At 46.1% G+C, this 17656-nt stretch carries 19 protein-coding genes; 18 read left to right on the top strand and 1 reads right to left on the bottom strand.

All coding sequences use genetic code 11. The features are described from left to right. Positions 1-105 precede the first annotated feature (105 nt). The 5 genes from MHH52_RS19710 (at position 106) to MHH52_RS19690 (ending at position 4032) form a co-directional block, all read left to right on the top strand. A complete protein-coding gene (locus MHH52_RS19710) occupies positions 106-660 on the top strand; it encodes a ubiquinol-cytochrome c reductase iron-sulfur subunit (RefSeq protein WP_340004135.1) in 555 nt (184 codons plus the stop codon). 6 nt (positions 661-666) lie between these two features. Further along, positions 667-1338, top strand: a complete 672-nt coding sequence (locus MHH52_RS19705; RefSeq protein ID WP_042129529.1) for a cytochrome b6 — start codon at positions 667-669, stop codon at positions 1336-1338. Between the two features lie 26 nt (positions 1339-1364). After that, positions 1365-2237, top strand: coding sequence for a c-type cytochrome (locus MHH52_RS19700; protein WP_313639721.1), 873 nt, complete (start codon positions 1365-1367; stop codon positions 2235-2237). A gap of 93 nt (positions 2238-2330) precedes the next feature. Further along, positions 2331-2978, top strand: coding sequence for a DUF1405 domain-containing protein (locus MHH52_RS19695; protein ID WP_313639720.1), 648 nt, complete (start codon positions 2331-2333; stop codon positions 2976-2978). A gap of 154 nt (positions 2979-3132) precedes the next feature. After that, the gene (locus tag MHH52_RS19690; RefSeq protein WP_340004134.1) at positions 3133-4032 is read left to right on the top strand and encodes a sporulation protein YpjB; all 900 of its coding nucleotides are present in this window, start codon (positions 3133-3135) and stop codon (positions 4030-4032) included. A gap of 57 nt (positions 4033-4089) precedes the next feature. On the opposite strand, the gene MHH52_RS19685 is transcribed toward MHH52_RS19690, so the two are convergent. Beyond that, positions 4090-4959: a YitT family protein gene (locus tag MHH52_RS19685; RefSeq protein WP_313639740.1), complete on the bottom strand. Its 870-nt coding sequence runs from the start codon at positions 4957-4959 to the stop codon at positions 4090-4092. Positions 4960-5127: 168 nt separating this feature from the next. Here MHH52_RS19685 and MHH52_RS19680 point away from each other — a divergent pair, with 168 nt between their 5' ends. From MHH52_RS19680 to dinG, 13 genes are all read left to right on the top strand, one after another. After that, positions 5128-5457 carry a nucleotide pyrophosphohydrolase gene (locus MHH52_RS19680; RefSeq protein ID WP_313639718.1) on the top strand — a complete coding sequence of 110 codons (330 nt, stop codon included), beginning with the start codon at positions 5128-5130 and terminating at the stop codon, positions 5455-5457. 59 nt (positions 5458-5516) lie between these two features. Then, a complete protein-coding gene (locus tag MHH52_RS19675; protein WP_042190136.1) occupies positions 5517-6038 on the top strand; it encodes a tetratricopeptide repeat protein in 522 nt (173 codons plus the stop codon). Positions 6039-6071: 33 nt separating this feature from the next. Beyond that, positions 6072-6875 carry a 4-hydroxy-tetrahydrodipicolinate reductase gene (gene dapB / locus MHH52_RS19670; RefSeq protein ID WP_313639717.1) on the top strand — a complete coding sequence of 268 codons (804 nt, stop codon included), beginning with the start codon at positions 6072-6074 and terminating at the stop codon, positions 6873-6875. Between the two features lie 15 nt (positions 6876-6890). After that, the gene (locus MHH52_RS19665) at positions 6891-7313 is read left to right on the top strand and encodes a methylglyoxal synthase (protein WP_340004133.1); all 423 of its coding nucleotides are present in this window, start codon (positions 6891-6893) and stop codon (positions 7311-7313) included. Then, positions 7310-8020, top strand: a complete 711-nt coding sequence (gene bshB1, locus MHH52_RS19660; RefSeq protein WP_340004132.1) for a bacillithiol biosynthesis deacetylase BshB1 — start codon at positions 7310-7312, stop codon at positions 8018-8020. Before MHH52_RS19665 ends, bshB1 begins: the two co-directional genes overlap by 4 nt. A 20-nt stretch (positions 8021-8040) precedes the next feature. Beyond that, positions 8041-9198, top strand: coding sequence for an N-acetyl-alpha-D-glucosaminyl L-malate synthase BshA (gene bshA / locus MHH52_RS19655; protein ID WP_340004131.1), 1158 nt, complete (start codon positions 8041-8043; stop codon positions 9196-9198). Between the two features lie 10 nt (positions 9199-9208). Then, a complete protein-coding gene (locus tag MHH52_RS19650) occupies positions 9209-10606 on the top strand; it encodes a CCA tRNA nucleotidyltransferase (RefSeq protein ID WP_340004130.1) in 1398 nt (465 codons plus the stop codon). Continuing rightward, positions 10596-11396: a biotin--[acetyl-CoA-carboxylase] ligase gene (locus MHH52_RS19645; protein WP_340004129.1), complete on the top strand. Its 801-nt coding sequence runs from the start codon at positions 10596-10598 to the stop codon at positions 11394-11396. Before MHH52_RS19650 ends, MHH52_RS19645 begins: the two co-directional genes overlap by 11 nt. A gap of 335 nt (positions 11397-11731) precedes the next feature. After that, positions 11732-12598: a 3-methyl-2-oxobutanoate hydroxymethyltransferase gene (panB, locus tag MHH52_RS19640; RefSeq protein ID WP_340004128.1), complete on the top strand. Its 867-nt coding sequence runs from the start codon at positions 11732-11734 to the stop codon at positions 12596-12598. 1 nt (position 12599) lies between these two features. After that, positions 12600-13490: a pantoate--beta-alanine ligase gene (gene panC, locus MHH52_RS19635; RefSeq protein ID WP_340004127.1), complete on the top strand. Its 891-nt coding sequence runs from the start codon at positions 12600-12602 to the stop codon at positions 13488-13490. Further along, on the top strand, positions 13483-13866 hold the full coding sequence (panD, locus tag MHH52_RS19630) for an aspartate 1-decarboxylase (protein WP_340004126.1): 384 nt from the start codon (positions 13483-13485) through the stop codon (positions 13864-13866). The genes panC and panD overlap by 8 nt, the downstream gene beginning before the upstream one ends. Positions 13867-13977: 111 nt before the next feature. Then, positions 13978-14619 (top strand): hypothetical protein, encoded by a 642-nt coding sequence (locus MHH52_RS19625; RefSeq protein ID WP_340004125.1) that lies wholly within the window; start codon positions 13978-13980, stop codon positions 14617-14619. 136 nt (positions 14620-14755) lie between these two features. After that, complete coding sequence (gene dinG / locus MHH52_RS19620) at positions 14756-17617, top strand: ATP-dependent DNA helicase DinG (RefSeq protein WP_340004124.1); 2862 nt, start codon at positions 14756-14758, stop codon at positions 17615-17617. Positions 17618-17656 lie beyond the last annotated feature (39 nt).

Here is a 17656-nt window from a genome sequence, read left to right as displayed (position 1 = left end):
TATTTCATTGAAAAGATTTGAAAACGGATTATTTATAGTAAGGCATCTCTGATCGGACACCACTAGATACTTTCTTATATCTTGAGAAGGGGGTTATATAACAGTATGAGCAGCCATAATGAACAACAGGATATTTGGCCTGAACAACCACCCAGCCGTAAAGAGATGTCGCGCAGGCAATTTTTGACCTACACACTAGGTGGCGCTACTGCTTTTATGGGGGCAGGTACAATTCTCCCAATGGTCCGTTTTGTCGTGGACCCAATATTACATAAGAAGGGCGCAGGAGATTTCATCAAGGTTGCTGAAATAAGCAAAATCACCGAAGAGCCCCAAGAGTTTACTTTTGAATTGAAACAGAAGGATGGATGGTACGACAGCACAGCAACACTGACTGCGTGGATCCGTAAAGACGCAAAGGGTGATATTTATGCGCTTTCACCCATTTGTAAACATTTGGGATGTACGGTCGGATGGAACAATGATAAGGCTTATCCGGACGAATATCATTGCCCTTGCCACGGTGCGCGTTACACGAAGCTCGGCAAGAATCTCGAAGTTGCTCCAAAACCGCTTGACCAGTATAAAACGAAATTTGATAACGGGTGGGTTCTTTTAGGAGATATTGTGCCTAATACAGTAGCTAGTGAGGAGGCGTAGATTCTGATGTTTAAAAATGTCTATAACTGGATTGACGAACGTTTGGATGTTACGCCAATTTGGAGGGACGTGGCCGATCACGAGGTTCCTGAGCATGTTAACCCGGCCCATCACTTCTCTGCGTTTGTGTATTGCTTTGGCGGACTGACCTTTTTTATTACAGTGATTCAGATTTTATCGGGTATGTTCTTAACAATGTATTATGTACCAGACATTATAAATGCTTATGCTAGTGTTGAATATTTACAATCTAGTGTTGCTTTTGGACAAATTGTCCGCGGAATGCATCACTGGGGCGCCAGTCTAGTTATTGTTATGATGTTCCTTCATACGATGCGCGTTTTCTTTACAGGCTCTTACAAAGCTCCACGTGAGATGAACTGGGTGGTTGGAATGCTCATCTTCTTCGTAATGTTGGGGCTCGGCTTGACGGGTTACTTATTGCCTTGGGACAATAAAGCTTACTTTGCGACAAAGGTTACACTTGAAATTGCCAACTCTGTTCCAGTGATGGGACCCGTTCTGAAAGAACTTATGCAAGGCGGTACGATTGTTGGTGCAGAAACGTTAACTCGGTTTTTTGCACTACATGTATTCTTCCTCCCAGCGGTGCTTCTTAGTCTGCTCGTAGGACACTTTATTATGATCCGCAGACAAGGGATTTCTGGACCGTTGTAAGTTAAACTGAGAGAGGAGGAATACGGATGGCACATGGAAACAATTCTAAGGAAAAGGTTGTATACGTCGGTGATTCCAGGGTTCGCAGAGGGAACGGATTTATTACACCTCCGGATTATTCAGCCTATCCTGGTAAATCGGAAGCCTTTATCCCTAACTTTCTACTGAAAGAATGGATGGTTGGCGTCGTTGTACTTGTAGGAATATTAGTGCTTACTATTTCAGAGCCAGCGCCACTAGGGTTTCCTGCGAATGCGAGTGCTACGGTTATCCCAATTCCTGACTGGTATTTCTTGTTTCTTTATCAGTATTTGAAGCTTCCTTATGCTTCTGGTGATTATATCGTTCTGGGTACATTAGGAGTAACTGGTGTAGCTTTTGGTTCGCTTTTGTTGGCTCCTTTTCTCGATACGGGTAAAGAACGTCGCTTCTATCGTAGACCTATTGCTTCATCTTTAATGTTCTTGTCACTTGCGGCGATTGTGTACTTAACGAATACGGCTTGGACTGAATACAAACATGAAATGGCTGAAACCGGCCAAATTCCTGAAGATGTTCAGCGGGAAGAGAAGGCGGCGGAGAATAAGGCGAAGGGCCTTCCAACCTCCAGTGCAGTTAAAGCTAAGGAAGTAGCGATTGTGGACAAAGATGATCCTGCCATGGGGCTCTTTAAGCAAGCTACTTGTATCTCTTGTCATGCGGCGGATTTGAAAGGGGCAGGTGGACCTTCACTTCGCGGCGTTGGGGACACCCTTGATAAAGAAGCAATCCTTACTATTATAAAAGAGGGTCAAGGGCAGATGCCGAAAATGTATGATACCGCTCTGGGGGCTGGTCTTTCGGAACAGGATATCGATACCTTGGCAGGCTGGCTTGCCAAACAAAAAAGCGAACAGTAAAATAATAATAACGCAAAACCTGATCGAGCATGCGGTCAGGTTTTTGTATGTCTAAATGTAAAGTTGCCACTACCTGGGAGGTTAATAATCTGTATGTCAGTTCATAGGTTTGATAAACTGTTTAAGCACCGAGGAATCATTGGGTTGTTATTTATCGTAAATCTTCTCGGTACAATTTATGGCTACATATGGTATGGAGATCAACTGGAATTTACAGCGGCCAATTATCCACTGTGGCTACTTCCGTTTGTTCCGGATAGCCCAACTGCAAGCTTGTTCTTTACCTTGGCTCTGTTGCTGATGCTCTTTCCTCCAAAAAGCTATACTGGAAACAACGTAAGGGAACTTATTGAAGCGTTAGCGGTAGTGACGTCTGTGAAGTATGGGATTTGGGCGGTAAGTATTATTTTTGCAGGAAGTTATCAAGGAGATCTTATAGTCTGGAAAGATTGGATGCTGGTTATCTCCCATTTGGGGATGGCAGTAGAAGCCTTGATTTATGCACGATTCTTTTCTTTCCGTAAAATGATTCCGCTAGCACTGTTCTGGACCCTTGCTAACGATATGCTGGACTATTCCTACGGCATATACCCATGGTTACCTTCTGTACTGAATGATGATGTTACCCAGGTGCAATACTTCACAATGGCACTTACGGTGTTTAGTGTTGTTGCTGCTTGGTTATTTAGTAGAAGACAAAGACCAGAAGAGTCAATCTATCAGTTTAAGAATAGACGATAGTAAGCAGTTCTAACCCTTGTCCTCCTGCCATACATTTAGAATTATAAGAAGTATAAGTTTTATACTATACTTTATCCTTATAATTTTACGAGAAACGAATATCGTCTTTAAAAACGACAACGTCGTTTCTTCTTAGGTAGGAGGGGGATGTCTCATGCTCCGCGGGAGATATTATGTGTTGGTTGTTCTAGTATTCTGCTGGCTAATGACCAGCATGGGTGTTGTAAAAGCTTCAGCAGCGCAAGGGGATGCTGGTGAAGGTTCTGGTAATGTTTCAAAGCAAAGTGCCGACGTTAGTTCGGGCAACGGTTTGGCAGTGATGAGTGGAAAGACTGGAGCACAGCAGCTAGAACAAGCCGCTGAGGCATTGTATGGGTATGTTTTGGAAGGGGATGTGATGAAGGTCCGTCAAGAGACTGAAGAGATCTCCAGGATCTTTGTGTCCTCTTCCTTTGAAGGAATGACCTCTGTGGAGGGTATTAATGCGTTGTCAGGGGTTGTTCTGGACCTGAAGGCTGCTGTGGCAAGCGCAAAAGTATCTCAGCAGCAATTGGAGGCTACAGCCACCAAGTTACGACTAGCCGCCAACAGTCTGAATCAACCCGGGCAGCCTATTTGGCTTCAGTATTATAAGCTAATCCGTGAGGACCTAAATGCGATGGAGCAAAGTGGTGCTGCAAATGATCTAGTAGGATGGAAAGCGTCTGTAGAGAGGCTGCAGAGCAGGTACGAAAATATCCGGCCAGCGGTGATAGTCTCCCGGCAACCTGAAGTTGTAAATGCTTTTGATTCTTGGCTCTCTTATGCAGCAGGCATTTCTTCTTCCTCACAAAAAATTGAACGGACCCGGTTACTTGAAATTGTATCTTACGGTCAGGATGCGGTACGGGTGATGTTCGGAAAAGAGAAGGATGAACCGGCTTTATCATTACCGTTGGCATCGCAAGAATTCGGGATTTGGGGAGGGCTAGCCGCAAGCTTTATTATCGCTGTATTAGCTTATGCGGGCTACCGTAAGTACCGTGGAGAAGATCAGAACATCAAGCCAATTTAGCGAAATGGTTGGATAAATAACAAAAAGGAGCGGGGAAGAGTCCTCGCTCCTTTTTATTTACGTTTCTCTAAATCCTTCGCCTTGTACATCGTGTACATCGCTGATAATTACGAATGCGTGCGGATCAATCGATTTGACCAGTAGACTAAGACGGCGAATTTCCTGTCTAGAAACCACGCAGTATACCATATGCTTGGCTTGCTTGGAATACGCACCGATTGCGGGGATGAGCGTTACTCCTCGTTCTAATTCTGCTGTAATTAGATCAGCGATTTGGGGTGCCTCATCACTGATGATTGTAAAAGCTTTTGCGGCATAGGCGCCTTCCTGGATAAAATCGATGACACGCGAGGCGATGAACACTGCAACGAGTGTGTATAGTATTTTTTCTTTGGGAATATAGAAGATAGAAGAGCCGATAATGAAAATGTCGATAGCCAGGATAATCTGCCCCATGCTCCAGCCGAAATTCCGTCCTAGAATTCTTGCGACAATATCTACGCCACCTGTAGTGCCACCAAAACGGAATACAATTCCAAGCCCTGTTCCAAGCGTTACCCCTGCGTAAAGCGCAGCAAGAATAAAGTCATGTTCGGTACTGAACGGCACAATCCATCCAGCAGAGATCAATCTTTCGAAGATCCACAAGAAAAAGGATAAAAACCCGATCCCTACACCTGTGTACACAATTTGACGGCCGCCTAGGACTTTCCAACCCAGCAGAAACAATGGGAGATTGATCAGCAGAGTTGTTAAAAAGATCGGAATGTTAAAGGCATAATTAAGGAGTAGTGTGATTCCCGTTACGCCGCCTTCCATTAGTTGACTGGGAATGATGAAATACAGTAGTCCAAATGCATATACTGCGGTTCCGAGCATGATGGGAGCAACTGTTTTGCTAATTTTGATTACCTTGTCTGAATTCATAGAATCCCTCGTTACGCCCTGTTAAGGCAGTTTTTCTTTTCCTATAATAAGTATACCTTTTCTTGCAGGTGTTAAAATATTCAAAAAAGATTTGTCTTCAAAACGTCTTTACGATAACATAGGGGCAAACAGAAGGCAAGATAAATAGAGGGGGCGAAGATACATTTTATGGACAGAAGTCTTGGTGACATTCAGCGTGAAGTAGACGCTTATATATCGCAGTTTAAAGAAGGATACTTCAGTCCGCTGTCTATGTTGGCCCGAATGTCCGAGGAAGTCGGAGAGTTGGCCCGGGAAGTCAATCATGAATTCGGTGAGAAGCCGAAGAAGTCTGATGAGGCCGAGAATTCTATTGAGCTTGAACTGGGAGATATTTTGTTTATTACCGTTTGTTTTGCAAATTCTCTTGGGATAGATCTGACAGAAGCGCATAATAAGGTCATGCATAAGTTCAATACCCGAGACGCGGGGCGTTGGACGCCAAAAGACACCGATTAGGCCTCTAAAACATATGCTGTACCAAACGAACGGGATTTAGCTGTGAGGATGGTGTGTATATGGATCAAAGAGATTATGTAAGAGAAGCTTACCGCTCTATATTGCGTAGTGACTTTGCAGAAGCTATTGTTTGCTTTGAGGCCGCGATTGCAGCAAGTCCGGCTGATGCTGAAGTCAGATATCGTTGTTCCATTACGTATGCCCGCAGTGGTATGCTAGATAAAGCTTTAGTTCATGCTCAGGCCGCTATGAAGTTAGATGGCAGCAAACCTGAGTATAGTCTCCATCTACAGCATCTGCAAGCTATGATGCATGTTCAAGAAGCTAAGCGGTTGATAGAAGATGAAGATAACAAAACTCGCAACCCATATCATCCGATTACGCTGCTTAAAGAGGCCATCACCCTTGATCCATTATATGGGGATGCTTATGTATGGCTTGCCATCGCTCATAGTCGGGTGAATGAACATATGCAGGCTATGGCTGCCTTGAAAGAAGTGATATCTTTACATCCGGATGATTCTGGTTTGCGAGAATTGATGGTAGACCTTCAGAAATCCATACAATCGTATATGCAATAACTATATAACCAGTGAAAGCGAGGATGAAAAGATATGAGCAACAAGATCAGAGTTATCGTATCCGGCGCAGGCGGGAGAATGGGTAAAGAGGTTGTTAAACTTGTGCTGCAGGACGAAGAGTTGGAGCTAGCAGCTGCGGTAGATCGTTCAACGATGGATATTGACGCAGGTCGTCTAGTAGGTCTGGAAGACTCAGGAGTCATTGTAACTTCAGATCTTGAGGCTGCCCTCGCGGGAAGCAACGGAGATGTTGTGGTTGATTTCACTACACCGCAATCAGCTTATACGAATACAGCGCTAGCTATTAAATATGGAGTGCGTCCGGTTATCGGTACAACCGGATTCACACCGGAGCAAATTGTGGAACTGGACAAGCAGTGTCAAGACCAGGGGATAGGCGGACTCATTGCTCCGAATTTCTCCATAGGGGCTATTCTTTTGATGAAATTTGCGGCCCAAGCTTCAAAGTACTTCCCACATCTGGAGATTATCGAGTATCATGGTGACCAGAAGCTGGATGCTCCATCCGGAACTGCAATCAAAACGGCAGAGATGATTTCAGAAGTACGGGAAGAACTTCGACAAGGCAACCCTAATGAAGAAGAAACCATTGAAGGTGCCCGTGGAGGTTATTATAATGGATTCCGGATACATAGTGTCCGTCTTCCTGGCGTGTTTGCTCAAGAAGAAGTGATTTTTGGCGGGTTCGGACAATCATTAAAAATCCGGCATGATTCTTATGAGCGAGCAGGATATATGCCAGGTGTTAAGATGGGGATTCAAAAGGTAATGGGATATACCGGCTTGATCTATGGATTTGAGCACTTTATAGAATAGACAGGAGAGAACACCATGTTAAAGATCGCATTTATTGCACATGATCGTAAAAAAGATGAAATTGTAAATTTTGTATTAGCCTATGAGCATGTATTTGTAGGTCATGAACTATTTTCTACGGGGACTACTGGCCAACGGATCATGGATGTGACTAACTTAAAAATTCATCGCTATATGTCAGGACCCTTAGGTGGAGATCAGCAAATAGGCGCAATGGTAGCACAGGATGAATTGGATCTTATTATTTTCTTGCGCGACCCATTAATGGCACAGCCGCATGAGCCGGATATTACGGCTTTACTTCGTCTATGTGACGTATACGGTATACCTGTAGCTACGAATATCGCAACTGCTGAGGTGCTGGTGAAGGCGATTGACCGTGGTGATTTTGCCTGGCGTGAACTAGTACATAAATACAAACCAGGTGTTGATGAATGAAGCTGGACATTCTTGTATTTGGAGCTCATGCGGACGATGCTGAGATCGGTATGGCAGGAACGATTGCGAAACATACCGCTGCAGGACTTCAAGTGGGTCTGTGCGATTTAACGGCTGCGGAAATGTCCTCGAACGGTACTGTAGAGCTACGCAAGGAAGAGGCGCAGCAAGCTGCTGATCTGCTTGGCGTATCGGTGCGGACAAATTTAGGTCTATCTGACAGAGGGCTTTTTATTACGGAAGAGCATGTGGCAGCTGTGACAGCAGAAATTCGACGGTTTGCTCCTGCGATTGTTTTTGCTCCTTATTGGGAAGATCGTCATCCTGATCATATTGCATGCAGTAAGCTGGTAGAAGAAGCTGTCTTTAATGCCAAACTACGTAAATTTATGCCGGACAAGCCAGCAGTTCCGGCTCCACAGTTGTTTTTTTATTTTATAAATGATTTAGGACGTACGGATCTTATTGTAGATGTTACTAAACAATATGGGGTGAAGGAACAGGCGTTGTCCTGCTATCGCTCCCAGTTCACAAAGCCGCCAGGTGCCGATGCTGTATCTACACCACTAACGGAAGGTTACATTGAACGTGTTCGTTCCAGAGACATGTTGCTTGGACAGCGGAGACTCATTTCCTATGCAGAAGGGTTTGCAACAAAAGTTCCTTATGTAGTAGATCTGTTTGCTGCGGGGGATCATACTTCATAAAGTGAAGAAGGGGACGGAATATGGATCGTTTGAAAATAGGCATTACCTGTTATCCGTCTCTTGGCGGCTCAGGCGTAGTAGCGACTGAATTAGGAAAACTCTTGGCCGAGAAGGGACATGAAGTTCATTTTATTACACATAGTATTCCGTTCCGGTTAGGGAAGTTTCAAAAAAATATATTTTACCATGAGGTAGAGGTTAACGATTATTATGTATTCAAATATCCTCCTTATGATTTAGCACTTGCTACTAAGATGGCTCAGGTTGCCAAAATGCAGAATCTGGATCTGTTCCATGTTCATTATGCTGTTCCGCACGCTGTTTGTGCTTTCCTTGCCAAGCAGATGCTTGGTAATGATATAAAGGTTGTAACTACCTTACATGGAACTGATATTACGGTACTAGGACAGGACGAATCTCTAAAAGACCTAATCCGTCTTGGAATTAATGAAAGTGACGCGGTTACAGCTGTATCGAAGGATCTCATTAGAGAAACACGAGAAGTGCTGGATATCACACGCGAGATCGATCTCACTTATAACTTTGTGGATCATCGTGTCTATTACCCACGGGATGTATCCAATCTGCGGGAAGATTTTGCTTCTCCTGAGGAGAAGATCCTAATGCACATCAGTAACTTCCGCCCGGTTAAACGGGTAAGCGATGTGGTGGATATATTTGCTAAAGTGAATCGTGAAATACCTTCACGTCTGCTGCTTGTTGGCGAAGGGCCAGATCTTCCTAAGATTCAAGCTAAGATTAGCGAAATGGGTCTGGAAGATAAAGTGCGCTTTTTAGGAAGACAGGATGAGATCGCTCAGGTTATTTCGTTGGCTGATCTGTTACTGTTGCCTTCAGAGAAGGAAAGCTTTGGTCTGGTTGCACTGGAAGCGATGGCGTGTGGCGTACCGACTATAGGATCTCAAACCGGAGGGATCCCAGAGCTTATAGAGCATGGCAAGACAGGATTCATTTCCCCGATTGGTGATACAACGACTATGGCGGAATATGCCATTAAACTCCTATCGGATGATCGCATGGTGCAGCAGTTCAGACAAGCTTGTCTGGAAACGGCTTGCAAAGATTTCTGTAAGGATTCGATTACAAGTCAGTATGAGGATATTTATTACCGTGTGCTGGGGCGCAAGGTACCTAGACTGGATACAGTCAGGGGGTAAGGAGTTCGTAATGGAATGGAAAATGGCGCCTTCCGCTATGGCTATTGCGGCGAAAAATGTGATTTTCGAGTTAACTCAAAACGGCCATGAGGCTTTTTGGGTCGGAGGATGCATTCGCGATGAGCTATTAGGTAGGCCAGTGCATGATATGGATATTACTACTTCAGCAGTGCCGGAGGAAGTGATAGCCATCTTCGCACGCAGTGTTCCGACAGGACTAGCACATGGGACGGTCACCGTGCTTCAAGATGGGCACGGGTTTGAAGTGACGACATACCGAACAGAAAGTGGTTATGTCGATCATCGTCGTCCGGATCATGTTGTATTCGTAAGCGATGTGAAGGAAGATCTTCGTCGTCGTGATTTTACGATCAATGCTATATGCTGCGGGCGGGGTGGAGACCTAATTGATCCTTTCGGAGGCGAGAAGGATCTAGCTCTCCGTGTGATCCGCTGTGTGGGTGATGCAGAGGAACGGTTCGATGAGGATGCGCTTCGCATGCTTCGCTGCGTTCGTTTCGCATCGGTGTTAGATTTCTCCATCGCCAAGAATACGTGGAGGGGGCTACTGCGTAAGCGGGATAAGCTGGCGCATATTGCTGTGGAGCGTGTCCGCGCGGAGCTGGAACGCATTGTTGAAGGACCGCATCCTCGGCGCGGCCTTGCTATGCTTGCGCGCTGCGATCTACTTGCGCGCGGCAAAGCCCCGTTCCCCTGGACCGGAACCGATATGGCGGCTGCTGCCGCCTTTACGGCCGCGATCGGGGAACTGGAGAGCGCCCGCCTACGGTGGGCGCTTCTCCTCCATGCCCTGAAGCAGTCGGCCCAAGAGGCCGATGAGTTGCTGCGGGCATGGACGTTCTCTGGGACGACGCGGACCGGCGTCGTCCAGGTGCTGCGGGTCCGCGAAGCTTGGACCGCTGCCCTTGAAGCAGTGCCGCCGGGGGAACCGGGTGGCACGGATCTACTACGGCGGCGCTGGATCGCCGCCGTGCTGTCCTTCGGCGTGGAAGCCGCCGAAGGGTGGCTCTCGCTGCTGGCCATCTTGCCAGCAGCTGCCCTTCCCGCTGCGACCTCGCCAGCGGACTCGAAAGACTCACCCGCTGTCAGTATCCCAGCGTTCTCAAAGATCTCGCCCGCTGTCAACACCCCAGCGGCGCCAGAGCTTGTAAATGGCCTGATCCATTTACAAGCGGCAAGAGAGTGGATCACGCAAATGCCGCTGACTAGCCTTTCGGAGCTTGCAGTTACAGGCAATGAGCTGGCGGAGGCATTGGACAAACGTCCGGGCCCATGGGTTGGCAAAATGCTAAATGCACTCCTGCAAGCTGCTGCTTCAGGTGATCTATTGAACGATAAACAATTATTGCTGCTTGAAGCAAAAAGGATGGATGGACATGAGCTATGATGAGGCGCTGTCGCTGACCGAATTGAAGCAAGAAGCTTCCAATTCGAATTGGATAGACAGAGTTCAGCTCCTGGATACTGTCGTGTCCACTCAGGAAGAAGCCAAAGGATTGGCAGAAAGCGGTGCACCGGAGGGTACAACCGTGATCGCCGAAGAACAAACCGGTGCTAGGGGGCGAATGGGTAGGAAATGGTTCTCTCCTCGTGGCAAAGGGATTTGGATGAGTATAGTGTTGCGGCCGAAGTTACCTCTGTTACAAACCCCTCAGTTAACACTGTTGGCTGGGGTTGCCGTCTGTAAGGCGATTCGCCAAGTAACCGGAGTAAATGCCGGCATTAAATGGCCGAATGATTTACTTGCGGGCGGTCGTAAGATATGTGGAATTTTGCTCGAATCTTCGCTAAGAGAAGGGGAGCTTCATTATTGCATCGCTGGGATTGGAATTTCTGCGAACATGACAGAAGAAGATTATCCTGAACATCTGAAGGAATTAGCCACTTCACTTCGGATTCAGCGGGGCGGTGTTCCTGTTGACCGTTCGGAGCTGGTAAGAGCGGTATTGGATGAGCTGGAGATGCATTACAATCTGTACATGAAGCAAGGTTTTAAGCCTATCAAAGAGCTGTGGGAGTCGATGTCGGTTACCTTGGGTCGTCAGATCGCGCTGAATAGCCCTCAGGGACGCTCTGAAGGTGTGGCGGTAGGTCTGGATAACTTAGGCGGACTACTCCTTAAAGACAGCTCAGGGGAGATTTCTAGCGTGTGTTCAGGTGAAATTGAGCTTTTATAAATCTTTTTTATATGACAAGGGTGTCATCCCCTGTCATATTTTTTTCGTGTAATTCCGAGTCCTTTTTGATATACTATGGGTCGGAGGCGGTATCGTTTAGCGAACTGTACTCTTGATCTGTTGAACTTATTATATTTTTGTTATTGGAATTACCTTCATAACTGCGTTGACGGTTACGTTGGATTCTGCTCTGAGCCGTAAGGACCGAGACAGAAGGGACGATCGCGAGTGACTCTTTTTTGCCCTTCGGACCTTTTTAGCAAATATTTGCTAAAAGGTTTTTTTGTTGCGATTTTTACGGGGATGTAATTTCAAAAAGGAGGATGAAGAGAGAAATGGCGAACAAACAGGCGCTAAATATTGTAAAAATGAAAAAAATGAAAGCAGATGGTGCGCGATTAAGCATGTTGACCGCTTATGATTACCCATCAGCTCAACTTGCTGAAGAAGCCGGTATCGACCTTATTCTGGTGGGTGACTCCCTGGGAAACGTGGTACTTGGATATGATACAACTTTACCCGTTACGATTGACGATATGGTCTACCACACTCGTTCAGTAACCCGGGGAGCTCAGAATACTTTTATCGTGGCAGATATGCCATTTATGACCTATCACGGAAGTATAGATGAGACCCTGCGGGGTGTGCGCAGACTGATGCAGGAAGGCCGGGCTCATGCCGTCAAAATGGAAGGCGGTCTCGAGATTTGTGAGACTGTAGCTGCTGTTGTAGCTGCGGGAGTTCCTGTGCTTGGTCATATTGGACTTACTCCCCAATCGGTGAATATGATTGGTGGTTACCGTATTCAAGGCAAGGATGCCAAGGATGCTCAGCGTCTGATGAATGAAGCTAAGGCTCTTGAAGCAGCGGGTGCTTTTGCAGTGGTACTGGAGCTGGTAACAGAAGAAGTAGCACAAGCGATTTCTGAGGCGCTTAGCATCCCAACGATTGGGATCGGTGCAGGCCGTTACTGTGACGGACAGGTATTGGTGTTCCATGATTTACTTCGTTATGCATCACCTTACCGTGAGAAACGTTTTGTCAAAACATATGCGGATGTGGGGAACCTAATCCGTGAGGGTATCAGCCAATATGTGAAAGAAGTGAAAGATCGTTCCTTCCCAGATGAAGGCCATGTGTTTAATGCAGATGAAACAGTTCTGGAATCTTTATACGGTGGTGCCGGAAAGGAAGGGGAATAAGATGAGAGTCGTTAGAAGCATTGAGCAGCTACGCGAAGCTTTGGAGTATATGAGACAAGGTGGGCATACCCCGATTGGGTTTGTTCCAACGATGGGATATTTACATGAGGGACATGCCAGTCTTCTTCGCCGGGCAGGAGAAATGAGCAACACGGTGGTTATGAGCATATTTGTGAACCCACTTCAGTTCGGACCGAATGAGGATTATGATTCCTATCCGCGCGATGAGCACCGTGACTTGGAGCTGGCGGAACGCGAAGGTGTCGATATTGTATTTATCCCCAGCGTGGAAGAAATGTATCCGCAGCCGACTCGGACTTCTGTCTCGGTATCAGAGCTTACCACTAGGCTCTGTGGGGCTTCTCGCCCTGGGCATTTTAACGGTGTAACAACAGTCGTTAATAAACTCTTCAATATCGTACAGCCGGATTATGCCTTCTTTGGGCTGAAGGATGCTCAGCAGGTCGCTGTGCTCCGCCGAATGGTGTCCGATCTGAATATGAATGTTGAAATTGTTCCTTGCCCTATCGTTCGTGAAGCGGATGGACTTGCACTTAGCTCACGTAATGTATTCTTGTCTCCAGAGGAACGTAGTCAGGCGCTGGTTTTATCCTGTTCTCTGCGTGAGGCACGTCAGTGCATCGAAGAGGGAAAAGTAAGAACAGTTGCTGAAGTACGGGTATTGTTGACATCGGTAATTTCCAGCTCGCCTTTAGCGGTAATTGATTATGCGGAAATACTGACATTCCCTGATCTGGAAGGCGTGGAGGACGAAGTTCTATTAACGGATGTAGATGGGGAAATTATTATAGCGCTTGCTGTGAAGTTTGGCAGAACACGCTTGATTGACAATAATGTATTTATTCCAAAGGAGGTTGCCGCTCTTGTTTAGACATATGATGAAATCCAAAATTCACCGCGCGACAGTGACGGAAGCTAATTTGAATTATGTGGGCAGTATTACCATTGATGAGAATCTAATGGAATCGGCAGATATTCTTGAGAATGAAAAAGTGCAGATCGTGGATAACAATAATGGTTCACGTTTAGAAACATACGTCATTCCTGGGCCTCGCGGAAGCGGAGTGATCTGTCTGAATGGTGCGGCCGCTCGTCTCGTTCATCCGGGAGATACAGTAATTATCATTTCGTATGCGATGTTGTCTTCGGAAGAGCTGGCGTCGCATAAGCCAACGGTGGTATTCGTGGATGAGAATAACAGACCCGTGAAACTGGCTGACCATGAATTGCATGCTACAATCGCTTAATTAATGGACTTACGCCATGTAATGAATGGCAGGGATGAAAGACCCCGATCTCGCAGAAAATGAAGTCAGGCAAGCTGAACTGATTTCATCTTCAGTAAGGGGGGATAGCCCATGTTTCAACATTTGTTTGCTGAAATGAACAAGGTGCTTCAGGAGATCGTAACAGATTACCCTACAGCGGAGGGTGTCCGCCGGAATGAGCTTTTATGCAATTATAATATGCTGCATAGACTAAGCGATAAAGTGATGGATGAATGGCTGGCTTTTGCTGAAAAGCTTAGTCACTTTCGCGAAAGTGTGGATATTACATCAGTGGTCGAAGAGGAAGTGCCAGAGCAGGAAGCGCCCGAGCTGTGCATGGATACTTTTGTAAGAGGTCAGGGGTATTATAAGCTCTTGATGTATGGAAAATGTATTGAACAGTTTAAAGAAGTTATTGTGCAATATCCGGATAGTTTGGCTGCTCGATTGTATTTAGCCATCTCTTACCTACAGGAAGGGGATGGGGAAACTGCTTGGAGTCATCTGAACCATATGCTCAGTTTGATACGGGAAACCAAGCTGAAAGCAATGGTTTACAATGCTTTAGGCTGCATACGAGCATCTCAGGAACGTTTCAATGAAGCGCAGGAGCTGTTTGGCCTTTCTTTGCAACTTGACCCGGCACTTCCTGAACCAACCGTTAATTTGGAAGTTTGCCGCCGCCGAGGAGGAAAGCTTCATTTCGGAAATCAGCTTGTTTCATTGTTGTAAAATATTTCGTTTACGGTTTATTATTCCGCATTTTCATTCAAGCGATGCATCCCCTGAACCAGTGGTGTGCATCGCCTTTTTTCGCAACTTCTGTTATGCTGATTAAGAGTCTCAATTGAAAGGGAATAGAATTATAATGAAATTTGCCGTGCTTGATTTTGAAACAACGGGAACCCAATCCGTGGGTGAAATTATCCAGGTTGGCCTTGCAATTATAGAAGAAGACCGGTCCATCTCCCGGGTATATGGTTCCTACGTCAAGCCCGGAACGCCGATACCTCCTTTTATAACTGGTCTGACGGGGATTACCGACGATGATGTAAAGGATGCACCTGAGCTGGATGAGATGATGATGGAGCTTGTTCCGCTGCTGGATGATGTAGTGCTTGTAGGGCATAATGTCGCATTCGATTTCCATTTTTTACAAAACGCTTTAGATCGATGTGGGTATTTACCATTTCAAGGGCGGATTTTGGATACGATTGATTTTCTGAAAATTTGCTTTCCTTCTCTCACATCCTATCAACTAGGATCGGTCAGTGCACATTTTGGAGTGACACACGATCGCCCGCATCAGGCAGATAGTGATGCACTGGCGACTGCTCTTGTGCTGTTAAAGTGTCTGGAGGAGCTTTACAGTCTGCCACTGCTTACGATCCAAAGACTCTGTGAGCTGTTTACCGAAGAGGACAGTGATCTGGGCTGGTATTTTGATGGTCTGCTGCGAGAACGGGAAGCGGAGACGCTTCAACCTGAAGGTGATTTGACATTTTATCGTCAATTAGCGCTTGCTGTGGGAGACTGGAATGAGTTAGCCCCTCCTAGAGATGAGCATGCTGCGAATCCGTTAGAGAATTTATCTTTTACAGATTATATGGATGAAGTAACCAAACGGCTTAAAGACACTTTACTACAGTATGAAAGCAGAGAAGCTCAGGATATTATGATCAATGAGGTGATTACGGCACTCGCCGAAGACAAACATCTACTGATCGAAGCGGGAACAGGAACCGGTAAATCACTCGGTTATTTGTTGCCGGCTATTTATCAGAGCGTTCGCACCGATCAAAAGGTCATGGTCAGCACTCATACCATTAATCTGCAGGACCAATTGCGGGAGCGAGATATTCCTTTGTTAACGCAGGTAGTTCCTTTTCCATTTAAAGCTGCAATTTTTAAGGGCAGAGGGCATTATTTGTGTCTACGTAAGTTTGAACATAAAATTAACAAAAAAGACTTTATTAGCCCAAGGGAAGATGCACTTACTGCGGCTCAGATGATCGTATGGCTGACCCAAAGTGAATCTGGAGATGATGAAGAGCTCAATTTAAGCGGTCGTGGCGGTGATTTCTGGGAGACGGTCGCAAGCGATACCGATTCCTGTCTGGGTCGTTCGTGTCCATGGTTCCGCAAGTGTTATTATCACCGGGCTAAGCATGAAGCTGGTATTGCAGACGTGGTCATTACGAACCATTCCAAGCTCTTCGCAGATGTTAAGGCTGGTCACCAGCTACTTCCGGCTTATGAACATCTTGTTATTGATGAGGCCCACCATCTGGAGGATGTAGCTGGCAAGCATTTAGGCATGCATATGAAGCATTTCACAGTGGCGCATACACTATCGCGTCTATACAAGGATAGTAGAAATGGCCAACTCCCTACTCTTCGCCAAATGCTTCAGTCATCAGGCAGTGAGGAAGCTTCTGAATGGAGCGGAGTCATCGATAGAATCTATCCAGATCTGCTTACTGTAAAAGAAACCTGGGATCTACTTAGTGACAAACTGTTCAGTCTCTTGCCGGAACGCAGTGATGCAGCAGCGGGGGAAGCTGGACAATTAGTCATGCGTTTACTTCCTGCCCGTAAACCGAAAGATTGGGATGAATTGGTTGCTTTAGAGAATACTATGAATCTGACATTAAGCGAAATTATCCGTAAAGGTGATAAAATGCTTAATGAGATGCGCGATCAAGAAGGTCAATCTTCTTCAGATAGTCTAGTTACCGATATTAGCGGCTTATTTAAGGATTTAGCTTCTATTCGTGAGCAAGTGCGGTTTTTTATGGGATTAAACGATGAGAATGTAGTATATTGGCTGGAGGCGAATGGAAATTACCGCAGCAAATCGCTACAGCTGTATGCCGTCCCTGTTGATGTTAGTACCCAGCTTAAGGAGCTGTTCTTCGACAAGAAGAAGAGTATCGTGTTAACCTCAGCGACGCTCTCTGTCGATAAGTCTTTTCAGTTTATGATTGATAATCTTGGATTAAATGAGGCTGCGGAAGAAGGGCGATTGATGACATCGCTACTACCTTCTCCATTTAAGTATCGGGAACAGGCGCTGCTGGTTATTCCGCGTGATTTTCCTAGTGTGAAGGGCAGTGTGGGAGATGCACGTTTTGTAGATACACTTGTTCAGTCGCTAGCGGAAGCGGCAGTAACAACTCGCGGGCGGATGCTTGTCCTGTTTACCTCTTATAAGATGCTGCGCCAGGTTTATGATCCTCTGAAAGAGGCTCTAGCCTCACAAGAGATCACGGTGCTAGGTCAAGGCGTGGAAGGTGGCAGCCGTAGCAAGCTGATCCGCCGTTTTCAAGACAGTGCAGCCTCTGTTCTGCTTGGTACAAGCAGCTTCTGGGAGGGTGTGGATATTCCGGGTGAAGCGCTGACCTGCCTGGCCATCGTGAGGCTCCCGTTCCAACCGCCGAATCACCCACTAGCGGAGGCGAAGTCTGAGTTATTACAAGCCCAGAAGAAGAATCCGTTTATGAAGTTGTCTGTTCCTCAGGCGGTTATTCGCTTCAAGCAAGGATTTGGAAGACTGGTACGGACGGCGCAGGATCGGGGTATTGTTATTGTTTATGATACTAGGGTTATCGAATCTCACTATGGGAAGTATTTCCTTTATTCGTTGCCTGGCCCGAAAATGGAGCATATGCTTACGGATCAAATGGTTCCTCGTATAGCAGAGTGGTTGGAGGACGGAGGCGTTTCCTGAAACGTTCGTCTTCAGTTTAAGTACTCACTCTACAATGAA

Origin of the sequence: Paenibacillus sp. FSL K6-0276, assembly GCF_037977235.1 — a bacterium.
Classification (GTDB): Bacteria; Bacillota; Bacilli; order Paenibacillales; family Paenibacillaceae; genus Paenibacillus_AQ.
This window is presented reverse-complemented; position numbering and strand designations above follow the sequence as displayed.